Origin of the sequence: Pseudomonas sp. NPDC089734 (genome assembly GCF_044748865.1) — a bacterium.
Classification (GTDB): Bacteria; Pseudomonadota; Gammaproteobacteria; order Pseudomonadales; family Pseudomonadaceae; genus Aquipseudomonas.
Genome location: NZ_JBIVGV010000010.1, coordinates 106,026 through 119,676, shown reverse-complemented (window position 1 = coordinate 119,676; position 13,651 = coordinate 106,026). Strand labels below are relative to the sequence as shown.

Below are 13,651 nucleotides of genomic sequence, written 5' to 3'. Positions count from 1 at the left end.
GCTGAGAGATCAGCGGTTTTGTCGTTGGAAAACATGCAGGTAAAAGCTGTCGTCGCCGTCGACACTTTTAAGGGGCCTGCAGAGCTAGACCCAAAAAACTGTATTACCCGCGTAAAAAAATAATGAGTGGGAGTTCAATAACATGCAAAAGTCCAAGCCGACTCACGTCCGCTATTTGATCCTGTTGATGCTGTTCCTTGTCACCACGATCAACTACGCCGACCGAGCCACCATCGCAATCGCTGGTTCCAGCATCCAGAAAGACCTCGGCATCAGTGCCGTCACCCTTGGTTATATCTTCTCTGCATTTGGCTGGGCCTACGTGGCCGGTCAGATTCCCGGCGGCTGGCTGCTTGACCGTTTCGGGTCCAAGAAAGTCTATGCCCTGAGCATTTTCACCTGGTCGCTGTTCACCCTGCTGCAAGGCTATGTGGGTGAATTCGGTCTCTCCACCGCGATCGTTGCGCTGTTCATGCTGCGCTTCCTCGTGGGGCTGGCCGAAGCGCCATCCTTCCCCGGCAACGCCCGCATCGTGGCCGCCTGGTTCCCGACAGCCGAACGCGGTACTGCCTCGGCGATCTTCAACTCCGCGCAATACTTCGCCACGGTGCTGTTCGCTCCGCTGATGGGCTGGATCGTCTACACCTTCGGCTGGCAGCACGTATTCGTGGTCATGGGGGCCGGTGGCATCGTGTTCTCGCTGATCTGGATGAAAGTCATCTACAGCCCGCGCAACCACCCGATGATCAACGAAGCCGAGATCGAACACATCGCCAGCAATGGCGGCATGGTCGACATGGATCAGGACAAGGGCAAAGGCAAGGAAAAAAGCAGCGGCGGTCCGAAGTGGGATTACATCCGTCAACTGCTGACCAACCGCATGATGCTCGGTATCTATCTGAGCCAATACTGCATCAACGGCATCACTTACTTCTTCCTGACCTGGTTCCCGGTGTACCTGGTTCAGGAGCGCGGCATGACCATCCTCAAGGCCGGTTTCATTGCGTCCTTGCCGGCCATCTGTGGCTTCATCGGCGGCGTTCTCGGCGGGGTCATTTCCGACTACCTGCTGCGTAAGGGCCACTCGCTGACCTTCTCCCGCAAGGCTCCGATCATTGGCGGCCTGTTGCTGTCGACCTCCATCGTCACCTGTAACTATGTCGATCTGGAATGGGTCGTCGTAGGCTTCATGGCTCTGGCGTTCTTCGGTAAAGGCGTCGGTGCACTGGGCTGGGCGGTCATGTCCGATGTTTCGCCCAAGCAGATCGCCGGCCTGAGCGGCGGCCTGTTCAACACCTTCGGTAACATTGCTTCGATCACCACGCCGATCGTGATTGGTTACATCATCAGCAGCACTGGCTCGTTCAAATGGGCACTGGTGTTCGTTGGCGCGAACGCGCTGCTGGCCGTGATCAGTTACATCTTCATCGTGGGTGAGATCAAGCGTGTGGAATTGAAAGAGCCGCCAGCCAAGGGGCCTTTGCTGAACGATCAAGTCAGCGACCTTTCCGAAGTCAAATCTTGAGGTAACCGTGATGAACCTGATTCAACATGCCGATTCGCCACGGTATATCCGGCTGCATCCGCTGGATAACGTGGTGGTCGTGGTCAATGACCAGGGCGTACCAGCCGGAACCGAATTCGACAACGGGCTGGTGACCGTCGATAACGTACCGCAGAGCCACAAGGTCAGCACCGTGGACCTGGCTGAAGGGGATGCCGTGATTCGTTACGGCCACACCATCGGGTATGCGTTGCAACCCATTCCACGCGGCAGTTGGGTCAGGGAAGACCAGTTGCGCATGCCGTCTGCGCCTGCGCTGGACAGCCTGCCGATGTCCGATGCAGTGCCTGAGAAACAGGCACCGCTGGAGGGTTACACCTTCGAAGGCTATCGCAACGCCGACGGCACTGTGGGCACGCGCAACATTCTGGGCATTACCACCACCGTTCAGTGCGTGACGGGCGTGCTCGACTTTGCGGTCAAGCGTATCCGCGATGAACTGTTGCCGCGTTACCCCAACGTCGATGATGTGGTGGCACTCACCCACAGCTACGGCTGTGGCGTGGCCATCACGGCCACCGATTCCTACATTCCGATCCGCACCGTTCGTAACCTGGCGCGCAACCCGAACCTGGGTGGCGAAGCGCTGGTCATCAGCCTGGGCTGCGAGAAATTGCAGGCCGGACAGGTGATGCATGAAGACGACAGTTCGGTGGATCTCAGCGAACCGTGGTTGTACCGCCTTCAGGACTCCAGCCATGGCTTCAATGAAATGGTCGAACAGATCATGGAACTGGCCGAAGTTCGTCTGAAAAAGCTCGACCAGCGTCGTCGCGAGACCGTGCCGGCTTCGGAGCTGATTCTCGGCATGCAATGCGGCGGTAGCGATGCGTTTTCCGGCATCACGGCCAACCCGGCCCTGGGTTATGCCTCGGACCTGTTGCTGCGTGCTGGCGCGACGGTGATGTTTTCCGAAGTGACGGAAGTGCGCGATGCCATCTACCTGCTCACTTCCCGCGCCCAGGATGAAACCGTCGCGCAGGAACTGGTGCGCGAGATGGACTGGTACGACCGTTATCTGGCCAAGGGCGAGGCGGATCGCAGTGCCAATACCACGCCGGGCAACAAGAAGGGCGGGCTGTCGAACATTGTCGAGAAATCCCTGGGATCGATCGTCAAGTCCGGCAACAGCGCCATCAACGGCGTGCTTGGCCCGGGCGAGCGCTTCAAGGGCAAGGGACTGATTTTCTGCGCCACGCCTGCCAGCGACTTCGTGTGCGGCACGTTGCAACTGGCGGCCGGGATGAACCTGCACGTGTTCACCACCGGACGCGGTACACCGTATGGTCTGGCCATGGCCCCTGTGGTCAAGGTCTCGACCCGGACGGAACTGGCTCAGCGCTGGCCTGACCTGATCGATATCGATGCCGGCCGCATTGCGACCGGTCGTGCAACGATCGAGGATCTGGGCTGGGAGTTGTTCCACTTCTACCTGGATGTGGCCAGCGGCAAGAAAAAGACCTGGACCGAGCATTACCGGCTTCACAACAACATCACGTTGTTCAACCCGGCTCCGATCACCTGATATCGGGCCTTTTCGCGAATGAATTCGCTCCTGCGGGTGTAGGAGCGAATTCATTTGTGAACCTTCAACCCTCGACATCCCGCACATACTCCGGCATCAGGGCGTTGTACCAGAGCAGGATCGCCGACACCAGAATCGTGACCAGCACCAGCAGCCCTACCGCCCAGACCGCTGCGGCATACAGTGGGGCCTTGCCTTCGGGCAGGCGCATGAAGGTGGAGATGCCCACGAACAGCAACAGCGTCGAATACAGACCCGCCAGCCCCAGGGCCAGAATCGCCAGCCAGCGGCTCGGGTACAGGCCCGCCAGTCCGGCCATGAAAAACGGCGTGGTGGTGTAAGTGGCAAAACCAATACACTGATTCAGCGTCGGACGCGCCTCGAAGCTGCGCGACATCCAGCGAATGAAACCGCCCATGATGAGTGTGCCGATCAGCATGGCCACGTACAGCAAGGCACACAATTGCAGTGCGCTCTTGTTGCTGAGCCATACACGCTCACCTTCGGCCAGGCTCCAGCCGACCTGAGTCGTGCCGATGTACAGACAAATCACCGGGATCAGCGCGAGCCATACCAGGTGGGGCAGGTACTGCCGTGGAACCTGCTCCTCCCTTTCGCGAATCTCGCGCCAGGCTTGTCTGGGCTGAGTGAACAGTTTGATCAGTGGCGCGTTCATGACGAACCCCTCTGTAGGTAGTGATCCATAGCCCTTCGTGCTCTCCATGAGCGTTATCGAGTTTGAGGGCCGTGGGCTGAATGGTTTCGTCACAAGGGACCGGTGGTCGCCTTCTGATGCATGAATCCGCGGAGTTTTCCTACTTCTCTGAACTTTCGTGCCGCCCGCGACCTCTTCTACTGTAAGGCCGCCCGCCCGGCGACCTCTGTTCAACAGGTAGGAGGTTCCAAATGCCTTGGATATCTGAAAGTGGTTTATGGCTCTTTGCTGCCGTGGTTGCACTCATTGTGCTGGCAGATGCATGGGCTGTGCTGCGGGTGCGTAAAAGCGAGACGACCTCCAGCAACAAGCTGCTGTGGATTGTCGTGATTGTGGCCGTCCCGGTGATTGGCGTGCTGCTGTGGGTGCTGACGGGCCCAAGGCATGTTTCCAGGCCCGCCAACCCCGCTCAAGAGGCCAGCAAGTATTGAGGCGTTGGGCTCAGGAGTACTTCGCCGAATGATGGGGGTAATCGACCAGGCGTGCGCCAATGACCATTTCGCTGATCCAGTTCGTCAGCATCGAGCTGTAAATGCTCTGGCTGACATCACTGCTCAGTGCATGGTCGGCGCCGTCGACCAGGCGATAGGTCAGCGAATGTGCCAGCTCGAAGGCTCCGCGATAGCTCATCAGCGTGGCGTGAGGCACGTAATCGTCCTGCTCTGATTCAATCAGCAGCACATCCCCCTTGAACTCTTTGCAGGCGGCCAGAGCGCGGTTGTCCGCCGCCGTTACCGCCGAACGCCGGTAGTGCGCCAGCTTATCGCGATCCAGTTCCTGTTTGGGCATCTCCCAGTCGGCATCCCAATACAGGGCCGGGACTCGCAGCGCGAGCCATTTGACGGGGCGCATGGCGCTGAGAATGGTCGCCAGATACCCCCCGTAACTGCTGCCGATGACGGCAATCGCATCGCCATCCACCGCCGGATGGCTGACCAGTCGGTCGTAGGCTGCCAGCAGGTCCTTCAGGCTCTGCTCCCGTGAGACGGTGGCGCGCATTTCGTGGGTGCGCTCATGCCCGCGCAGGTCGAAGGTCAGGCACACGCAACCCAGCCCGGTAATGTTCTTGGCCCGGGCCAGATCGCGCTGCTGGCTGCCGCCCCAGCCGTGGACAAACAGAATGCCGGGGATTCTGGCCCCCGGTGTCAGGATCGTGCCGGAAATGGATTGGTCTTCAACCTCAATTTCGATGCATTCACTGCGTACACTCATAAGGTTCAACCTGCAGGTATTTACTGATGACACCCACTTCAGCGTCGTCGCCTTCATAGAGGACATGGGCGTCGGGAGGAAGGCAGTTCTGGCCATAGACCTCGTGGGTCGAGATCTGGATACGCTGCAGGCCAGGGTCTTGGTGAAAGGCTGTCAGTGCCTCGACTTCTGCCGGGCTGGCACCGCCGATACGCCAGGACTGTTCCAGCACGCCGGAGCACACCTGGCCTCGGGCATTGGTGCCCCGGGCGATGTCGTAGTTGCGCCGTGAGGCGATGAACCCCGGAAAGCATGTGGACGCGGCCTTGTCGTAGGCCATGGCCTGCTGCACCGCCTGACGCACGGGATCGTCCAGGGCCCGCTGAAGCAGCACGTCATAATCGCCGCGTACGATCCACAGACGGGAGCCGCCGTAGACGGTGTCGCCCCGGTTGTCGGTGGTGAGGCTCTGGGTGCCGTGATAACTGGCGATCATGCCGGCGACCTGCACCTGTCCCACGCTGTAGGTGACGACATCCTGCAGGTTTTCCTCCACGACCAGCCCCCAGTGGCTCACCTCCTGTTCGTTCTGTCTGGCGATGGCCTGTGTCAGTTCCTGCTCGGAACGGGCCACGATCTGGCCCCGGCCCGCTGTGGCCAGGACCGGTTTCATGCGTACCGGGCCGTTTGCCAGCAGGTGCTTTCCGGCCCTGGCGGCATCGGCCAGGTTGAACACCGTAAATCCGCCAAGGACGGCTCTGGCGGCTTGCCGGTGAAACTCATCGGACCAGCCCGGCGGTCTGGCGGTTGCGTCGTCAGGCAACGGATGAGAAATGGCCTTGGTCGCCATGAACGGCTCGCTGATCACGCCGCCAAACAGGTCATGAATCGAGCGAATGTTTAGATGATCGTGCCGGTCTCTGGCGATCAGGGTGTCGGACGGCACGAAATAAAGGCCTGAGCCTTTATGCACCGTGCGGTCGTACAGCCCGGCAAACTCCGCTCCGAGCAGTTGGGCTATTTTCTGCGCCAGCACCTGATGAACGGCGACTTCATGAGGGGCGAGTTTCTTGTGTGTGGGTAACAGAACAACTGCTGCCTTGGTCGTGCCTGTTCCTGACCCGGTCATGGGAGGCTCCTTTTACGACGCTTGTTTCAGTGCCTTGATCAATTGCTGCTTGTTCATGGGTTATGAAGCGCGACGACTGGCAGGAGTTCCCGGGGCGGGATGAGTGACACGAATGGCCAAAACGGATTCTTCTGCAATTCTTTTGCAATAGTGAGGTGTTTATATCCTCGCCATCGTGAACCCTATACGGAGAAAGCTCATGTCGATCATTGCAAAGTGGGCGTTACAAGCCGTTGCTCTCTTTCTGTTTGCCTGGATGGCGACGGTGGCAGCGAACTGGAGCAGTACGATTGTCAGCGGCACCGGTAATGACCGCCTGGCGCAACTGAATGAAGGCGTGTTGGTGAGTGGCACCTCAGGCAAGCATTCCGTGGCCCAGGAGGCGGTGTTTGCCAGTCAGGGCGAGTAAGACGACCGGGATGACACAGAGGCGGTGAGGGACCACTTTTCTGCGGGCAAAAAAATGGCTCGCAACACGGCGAGCCAAATGGGATTCATCAAAGGAGTGATTTAAATGTACACAGCCAAAAGTGAAGAGGATGTGAAATGAATGTTGACGAAACGAGAAGCGGTCTGACGTTCTGAAAACACCCTCCAGAGACGTGAAAGCCGCGACGTGCGCGGCTTGTCTGTCTGCTGATACCGCCTCCGGGAGTGCTGGGAAGCGATTTATAGCGTCTGTGCGCGGGTTCGCTCCGCTGCCACTCGTCTGGTGACGGACGGCAAGTGATGAGGGGCATCGATCCGCGACTTCATGCGTTCGGCAAACGCCTTGGCCTCTTGCCAGTTCCGGCAAGTCACCGGGTAATCGTTCAGTTTCACGATCCAGTCGGCCCCGTAAGTACCTTCTTCAATTCGGATAAGCATTGCAGGCATCTCCATTGTGTAAGGTGAACAGATGCCGAGTCACCGGCACGGAAAGTTGACGCCCGAAATCCTGCGCCGAAAATTCCGATTGGGCTACAACAACTTTGCAATCCCGATGAGCGTGTTCATATCCGTTGACGGGGATCAACGGACGCGATTGTCAGCCTCGATCAGAACGTCAGTTTGAAGCCGATCATTGCCAGCATGATGGCCAGGAAAGGACGCAACAATTCATCGGAAATGCGCCCGGCCATGTGGCTGCCCAGGTAAATGCCGGGTAACGAACCCATCAACAGCCAGCCCAGCAATTCCCAGTTCATGTTGCCCATGCTGGCATGCCCCAGACCCGCGACCAGCGTGAGCGGAACGGCGTGGGCGATTTCCGTGCCCACCAGACGCCGTGTCTGCAACAACGGGTAAAGAATGAACAGCGCCACGGTGCCCAGCGCACCGGCACCAATGGAGGTCAGGGCCACCATGGTGCCGAGAATCAGGCCGGTCACGACCGTGAGGATGTTGAGGCTCGACCCGCTGAAGAACGAATGGCCTTCGCCACGGCGATGGGCGAACGCCAGGAGCCTTTTCTTGAACAGGACGGCCAGAGCCGTCAGCAGCAGGACAACGCCCAGTGCTTGCTTGATGATGGCATTCAGGGCATCGGGTGCGGAGTCCAGTGTGCTCAGGAACCACAGCGTCAGCAACACCGCCGGTACGCTGCCCAGCGTGAGCCAGCCGGTGATCTTCCAGTCGATGTTGTCGTTTCTTTTATGGACCAGCACACCACCGGACTTGGTGATCGCCGCGTAGAGCAGGTCGGTCCCCACGGCTGTTGCGGGGTTGATACCGAACCACAGCAGAATGGGTGTCATCAAGGAACCGCCCCCGACACCGGTCATGCCAACGATGAAACCTACCACCAACCCAGCAACTACAAACCCCAGACCGCCGCCATCCATATCGAACCCTGTAAAACAAACGTATCAGGTAAAAAGTGGCGGGCAGCATAACCACTTATGTTCTGAATGGTTATGAATAAGAGTTCTAAGGTTATAACCGATTGCCTTGTGCCTGGGTGGCAAGCCTTTCATCTTCCAGGCGTTTCACAGGGTGATCGGGGGACAGCCAGTCCAGCAGGTCGTCTGCCTCCATGGGCCTTGAGATCAGATACCCCTGACCCTCATCGCAACCCCACTGCCTGACCAGCTTGCGGATGGCCTCGGTTTCGATACCTTCGGCCACGACGCAATAGTCCAGCTTCTTGGCCAGATCGATCAGGGCTTTCACCAGACGCTGATCGGCTTCTTCCACCGTCAGGTTGCGGATCAGCGATTGATCGAGCTTGACCGTGGTAGCCGGCAACTGCCGCAGGTAGTTCCAGTTGCTGTAACCGGTGCCGAAGTCATCGATTGCAATCGGCATCCCCAGCCCTCGCAAGCGCTCCAGTTGCTTGCGGACTTCGACCGGGTTCTGCATCAGGGCGCTTTCGGTGAATTCAAGCTCGAAGTGCGAAGGGGCAATGTCATGCTGCTTGAGCAGGGCGATCACCCGGTCGGTGAAGTCCGGCCCGGTCATGTCGTCGGGCGTGACATTGATGGCGACCCGGATATTGAATCCTTCACGCTGCCAATGGGCGGCCTGCTCCATGGCGGTCTGCAAGACCCACAGACTCAGGGGGCGCATGAGCGCTGTCTTCTCGGCCAGCGGGATGAACTCGGCCGGGCCTATCGACCCCAGTGTCGGGTGGTTCCAGCGCAACAGCGCCTCGACCGACGAGCAGGTGCCGCTCGCCAGGTCGATGCGTGGCTGGTAGACCAGCCTCAACTGATCGTGGGCATGCACGGCATGGGTCAGCGAGCCGAGCAGCATGAAGGCGCGTTGCTGGGCGGCATCCATGTGCGGTTCATACATTGCCCAGCCTATGTGACGAGCCCGTGCATCGTCTGCGGCGCTGACCACCAGGCGCATCCAGTCCGGCTCGGCGGCCTTGCCCTCGTTGCGCAACAGGACAATCCCGAGGCCGACCTGCATTTGCACCGGAATGCCGTGACACATCACAGGTGACTCGAAGTCCTCGATGATCGCCTGATAGACCGATTCATCGGCGGCATGGCCCGTCGGCAACAAAAAGCCGAAACGTGTCGGGCTGACTTTATAGAGCGGGCAGGAAGACGGCAGCATGGCTTGCAGACGGTTTTTCATCGCGACGATGAGGTCCTGAGCAAAGCTGTAGCCCAGCGCCTTGACGATGTCGTTGAGGAACTCGGGCGTGATCATGTCGGCGGCCACCAGACGCGCCTCTTTGCCGGCTTTCAGCGTCAGGCGGATGTCTTCCTCGAGACGCAGGCGGTTGTAGAGCCCGGTGACCTGATCGACGAAGCTGCTCTGGCGCAGATCGACGACACGCTTCATGACCAGCGAGGCAAAGCGCGTGAGCATCGACGCCTCTCGCTCGCTCATGGGCGGGCGAGGCCGGGTGTCGATGACACAGAGGCTGCCCAGCGCCAGGCCATCCTCGGTGAGCAGCGGGGCACCGGCATAGTAACGAATGCCGGGCGCTCCGGTAACGAGCGGGTTATCCCTGAAACGCTCGTCGAGCGTGGCATCGGGGATTTCCAGCGGCGCATCCGTGAGGATCGTATAGGCGCAGAAGGAGACATCACGCGGGGTTTCCTGCGATTGCAGGCCGATGCGGGCACGGAACCACTGACGGTTCTCGTCCACGATGGAGATCAAGGCAATCGGTACCTGGAAGAATTCGGCCGCCATGGCCACGATTTCTTCAAAGACATCATCCACCGTGTTTTCGAGTACGCACAGTTCAGCCATGCGCAATAAGCGCTGCGTTTCGTTCAGCGGAACAGGGGCACGGGTACTCATAGAACTCTCGAATCAACAGGGTGATGACTAATTGCCATTATGCGGGGCACTGTAACAGACAACTGGAGTGCTGATTCGATCAGTCTCTGGCACGTTTTATTTCGAGAAATGCCAAATGCGTCGACAGGATGCTGTCCATGGATTTTCTTCCTTTCTGCATCGGCGGCCCTGGCTTCGTTTCCAGTCACCGTTCATCGGAAAACCGTTTTAGCCCTTCTGTTTGTTACAGGTGGTGCATGGGGGTATACGGCTGATTTTCCGGGGTTTAAGCCTTCGGCTCGGGCAGTGAAGGCCTCTCCAGATGTTTCAAGAATGTGTCATGTGCGCCGATCAGGTGAAAACAACCCTTCCATGGAGTGTCACCGTGATGATGCGACGCCTGAATCTCGCCCCGCGCTCGGTCCTGTGCTTTGGCTTCTTCTGTTTGATGTTGCTGCTTCAGGGAGGTCTGTTCATGCATCAGGCCGACACACTCAATACCGCCGAGAAGTATGTCGAAACCAACGTGCTGCCCAGCGTCAAATTGCTGGGCCTGATGGACCGCGAGTTCGTCAGCATCCGGGGTAACAATGCGCGCATGCGTAACCCTATCGAACCGCAGGATCGCAGGACCAAGGCGGCCAGTGACATTCAGCAGTCACGTGCGGCGATTACCGGGTATTCGGAAGACCTGGGCAAACTGATTGTCACGCCTGAAGGCCAGCAGGTTTTCAATGATCTCAAACAGGCCATGACCAACTACAACGCCGCACAGGATCTGTACCTGGCTGAGGTGGCAGCAGGCAATCTCGAAAAGGCGGTCGCAATCTCCAATGCCGAGATGAAGAGCGCTGCGGATATCACGGATACAGCCCTGAAAAAGCTGATCAGCGTGAACGACATGAAAGCCCAGCGGGCCGGTGAGAGCGCCGAAGCGGCCTACACAAGCACGATTTCGCTGGTGATTCTGTTCATCGTCGTGGGCGCCAGCAGTACCGTGCTGCTGGCCTGGCTGTACACCCGCAGCCTGACCGCACCGATCGGCGATGCGTTGTCGATTGCCCAGCGTATCGCGGCCAATGATCTGACCCAGGACATCAAGCAGAGCGGGACCGATGAAGCGGCCCGGCTGGTCGCTTCGCTGGCCGTGATGCAGACCAATCTGCGTCAGGCATTGGCCACCATTCTCGACTCGGCCTCCCAGCTGGCGTCGACTTCGGAAGAAATGCATGCCGTGACCGAAGACGCTTCCAAGACCACTCAGCGCCAGAGCCATGAAATCGAAATGGCGGCGACCGCCGTCAACGAAATGAGTGCGGCAGTGGATGAAGTGGCCAGCAATGCCGCGTCGGCTTCAACCTCGGCGGCAGAGTCCAGCCAGGCGGCAATGGACGGTCGCGCCCAGGTGGATGAAACCGTGGCGGCCATCAATCTGATGGTGTCCAAGGTGGGCGATACGTCGGCTGAAGTGCGAGGCCTGGCGACCATGGCTACCGACATCAGCAAGGTGCTGGACGTCATTCGTGCCATCGCAGAACAAACCAACCTGCTGGCGCTCAACGCTGCCATCGAAGCGGCCCGGGCAGGCGAGGCCGGGCGCGGCTTTGCCGTGGTGGCTGACGAAGTGCGGGCGCTGGCACATCGTACCCAGCAATCGACTCAGGAAATCGAGCAAATGGTCAGTACGATCCAGACCGGTACCCATCAGGCCGTGACGGCCATGGAGCAGACCAGCGTGCAGGCCCATAACACGCTGGAACTGGCCAACGGTGCCGGCAAAGCCTTGCTGGCCATCACCGAATCCATCAGCCAGATCAACGAGCGCAACCTGCTGATCGCCACTGCCGCTGAAGAACAGGCACAGGTCGCCAGGGAAGTGGACCGAAGCCTGGTCAGCATTCGTGACCTGTCTGCGCAAACCTCCGAAGGCGCGAATCAGACGACCATCGCCACGGCAGAGCTGTCTAACCTGGCCACGAACCTGAGCCGTATTACCAAGCAGTTCCGGGTGTAAGGCTCAAGAGCACGGTAACTGTCCTGAACGGTATGGCCGTCGGGACGGTTACCGGTGTTGTGTTCCATGCGCCTGACACCTTCGTGCTCCATGTACCCATTCGTCGTCCCGAACGGATTTTCATGGATCGACTGTTTATGGCCTTCCTCTTACGTGATGCGACACGCACTCATGCGGTTCGCACAATCTGGAGGATATGGAAATGGCTAACACTGGGGATAACAATCCCGGTAATTTCGCCAATGACCCTGAACGGGCATCCGAAGCGGGCAAGAAAGGCGGCCAGGCCTCTGGCGGTAACTTTGCCAACGATCCCGAAAGGGCATCCGAGGCAGGCAAGAAAGGCGGTCAGGCTTCCGGTGGCAGTGCCACCCACGACGCTGAAGAGGAGGACTCCGAAAGCGCATCGACAGAAGATCAGCGTACTCAAAAAGACAGCAACAGCTGATTCCGGTAGACCGGGCAAGCGTCCAGTCGTCTCTTGTTTGCAGTAGGCTCCACGTCATGTGAGCCTGAATGCCCGTACCGCAGGGTACGGGCGTCGGTCTTCAGTGTCTGGCCAGCCGCTCAAGCAATTGATACCCCTCAAGCCAGCCCCCCAGCCCATTGGCTGAACTCACATGCCCCTTGGCCCCGATATCGACCCATTCTGCCCCGCGAGTGCTGGCCCAGTGCTGCGTATAGTCGGCCGTGGCATAAGGGTCGTTGGAGCTGCTGACAACCGTGCAGGGAAAACCGAAACGCTGGGCAGGCGTGTGCCGGAAACCTGAAGCCGCCGACACCGGAAAGGACAGCGAGGCCGGATCAGGCACCGCAACCAGCAAGGCTCCGCGGATATGGGCGGCGTGATCGCTGCGTGCGGCCCAATGGGCCACAGCCAGGCAACCGAGGCTGTGGGCGACGATCAGGGTATCGGGCCCCAGTGTCTGGACATGCTGTTCAATGGTTTCGACCCAGTCCTCGCACTCCACCTGATCCCAGTCTCTGGCATTGAGCCGTTGCCAGTGAGGGTGCTTCGCCTGCCATAGCGTCTGCCAGTGAAGGGCATCCGAGTTGTTGATACCGGGCACGATCAGCACTGACCTGTCCATGGTGTAGCTCCCTTTTAATGCTGCTGATTTCGTGAATCTTTCACGGATGACAAGCGTATTGCTCAGTTTGCTGGTACTTGCTCCAGAACCAGCATCACACCGGGGTAGTGGTAGACATTATTACAACAGGACGCCTTGCCCATTCCGGGAAACAGGTAGGCATAAGCGATGTTGGCGGGCGTATCGCCGGTGATGCTCTTCTGGCTGTGCAGCCATTGGGACAATTGCTCATGCAGATCATCATGCAAGCGCTCTTTCGGCAGGAACGGGACGATAAAGGTCGCGGCAAAATGACGATCGGCTTCGCCTCTGAGTGCCAGGGCATCTTTCCTGGCCGCGTCCATCGCGCTCTTTACGACATCGGGACCTCCGATGAGTTGCCAGGCATGCTTGGCCTCGAAAGCAAAATCTTCCTTCGGGCTGCTGATGTAAAGATCGCAACGCCCACGGCCATCGATGTCGGGTTTATCGATGTAGGACGTATCGGGGCGGTACTTGCGCGTGGGGTATTCCTCAAGCGCGACCCAGTCAGGTAGCGACCACGCTGCACCGGCCAGCGTGCTGACATTGGCGCGCTCATTGTGCCACCAGCAATTATCGTCACGCAGTAGCTTCACATAGCGCTTGACCGCATCCAGCCAGGCACCCAGCAATTGCTCGATGTCGGGGTCGGCGCTTTTCAGAAAAATCCTTTCCATG

At 58.9% G+C, this 13,651-nt stretch carries 13 protein-coding genes and 1 pseudogene; 6 read left to right on the top strand and 8 right to left on the bottom strand.

From position 1 onward, the window contains the following. Nucleotides 1-142 precede the first annotated feature (142 nt). Together ACIPY9_RS14775 and garD are read left to right on the top strand one after the other, a co-directional pair. Nucleotides 143-1,525 carry an MFS transporter gene (locus tag ACIPY9_RS14775; RefSeq protein ID WP_400702402.1) on the top strand — a complete coding sequence of 461 codons (1,383 nt, stop codon included), beginning with the start codon at nt 143-145 and terminating at the stop codon, nt 1,523-1,525. A 10-nt stretch (nt 1,526-1,535) separates the two neighbouring features. Next, nucleotides 1,536-3,089 carry a galactarate dehydratase gene (garD, locus tag ACIPY9_RS14770; RefSeq protein ID WP_400702399.1) on the top strand — a complete coding sequence of 518 codons (1,554 nt, stop codon included), beginning with the start codon at nt 1,536-1,538 and terminating at the stop codon, nt 3,087-3,089. Nucleotides 3,090-3,153: 64 nt separating this feature from the next. Here garD and ACIPY9_RS14765 read toward each other — a convergent pair whose 3' ends face one another. After that, a complete protein-coding gene (locus ACIPY9_RS14765; protein ID WP_400702396.1) occupies nt 3,154-3,765 on the bottom strand; it encodes a Yip1 family protein in 612 nt (203 codons plus the stop codon). Nucleotides 3,766-3,995: 230 nt separating this feature from the next. Between ACIPY9_RS14765 and ACIPY9_RS14760 the strand changes: the two genes are divergently transcribed. Further along, complete coding sequence (locus ACIPY9_RS14760) at nt 3,996-4,235, top strand: PLDc N-terminal domain-containing protein (RefSeq protein WP_400702393.1); 240 nt, start codon at nt 3,996-3,998, stop codon at nt 4,233-4,235. A 10-nt stretch (nt 4,236-4,245) separates the two neighbouring features. Here the strand turns inward: ACIPY9_RS14760 and ACIPY9_RS14755 are convergent, their stop codons facing one another. Next, nucleotides 4,246-5,016, bottom strand: a complete 771-nt coding sequence (locus tag ACIPY9_RS14755) for an alpha/beta hydrolase family protein (protein WP_400702390.1) — start codon at nt 5,014-5,016, stop codon at nt 4,246-4,248. Continuing rightward, on the bottom strand, nt 5,000-6,124 hold the full coding sequence (locus ACIPY9_RS14750; protein WP_400702387.1) for a DUF3182 family protein: 1,125 nt from the start codon (nt 6,122-6,124) through the stop codon (nt 5,000-5,002). The genes ACIPY9_RS14755 and ACIPY9_RS14750 overlap by 17 nt, the downstream gene beginning before the upstream one ends. 199 nt (nt 6,125-6,323) lie before the next feature. On the opposite strand from ACIPY9_RS14750, the gene ACIPY9_RS14745 reads away from it, so the two are divergent. Continuing rightward, nucleotides 6,324-6,533: a hypothetical protein gene (locus ACIPY9_RS14745; RefSeq protein ID WP_400702384.1), complete on the top strand. Its 210-nt coding sequence runs from the start codon at nt 6,324-6,326 to the stop codon at nt 6,531-6,533. A gap of 260 nt (nt 6,534-6,793) precedes the next feature. On the opposite strand, the gene ACIPY9_RS14740 is transcribed toward ACIPY9_RS14745, so the two are convergent. From ACIPY9_RS14740 to ACIPY9_RS14730, 3 genes are all read right to left on the bottom strand, one after another. Then, nucleotides 6,794-6,991 (bottom strand): hypothetical protein, encoded by a 198-nt coding sequence (locus ACIPY9_RS14740; protein WP_400702381.1) that lies wholly within the window; start codon nt 6,989-6,991, stop codon nt 6,794-6,796. 170 nt (nt 6,992-7,161) lie between these two features. Then, nucleotides 7,162-7,947: a sulfite exporter TauE/SafE family protein gene (locus ACIPY9_RS14735; protein WP_400702378.1), complete on the bottom strand. Its 786-nt coding sequence runs from the start codon at nt 7,945-7,947 to the stop codon at nt 7,162-7,164. 91 nt (nt 7,948-8,038) lie between these two features. Then, a complete protein-coding gene (locus ACIPY9_RS14730) occupies nt 8,039-9,868 on the bottom strand; it encodes a putative bifunctional diguanylate cyclase/phosphodiesterase (RefSeq protein WP_400702375.1) in 1,830 nt (609 codons plus the stop codon). Nucleotides 9,869-10,169: 301 nt separating this feature from the next. Between ACIPY9_RS14730 and ACIPY9_RS14725 the strand changes: the two genes are divergently transcribed. Together ACIPY9_RS14725 and ACIPY9_RS14720 are read left to right on the top strand one after the other, a co-directional pair. Further along, the gene (locus tag ACIPY9_RS14725; protein ID WP_400702372.1) at nt 10,170-11,861 is read left to right on the top strand and encodes a methyl-accepting chemotaxis protein; all 1,692 of its coding nucleotides are present in this window, start codon (nt 10,170-10,172) and stop codon (nt 11,859-11,861) included. A 202-nt stretch (nt 11,862-12,063) separates the two neighbouring features. Next, a pseudogene (locus ACIPY9_RS14720) lies at nt 12,064-12,225 on the top strand (general stress protein); the annotation flags it as partial. 184 nt (nt 12,226-12,409) lie between these two features. Here ACIPY9_RS14720 and ACIPY9_RS14715 read toward each other — a convergent pair. Together ACIPY9_RS14715 and ACIPY9_RS14710 are read right to left on the bottom strand one after the other, a co-directional pair. Next, entirely contained in the window at nt 12,410-12,952 is a 543-nt protein-coding gene (locus ACIPY9_RS14715) for an RBBP9/YdeN family alpha/beta hydrolase (RefSeq protein ID WP_400702369.1), read from the bottom strand. A gap of 62 nt (nt 12,953-13,014) precedes the next feature. Continuing rightward, entirely contained in the window at nt 13,015-13,650 is a 636-nt protein-coding gene (locus tag ACIPY9_RS14710) for a hypothetical protein (RefSeq protein ID WP_400702366.1), read from the bottom strand. Between the last annotated feature and the right edge of the window lies 1 nt (nt 13,651).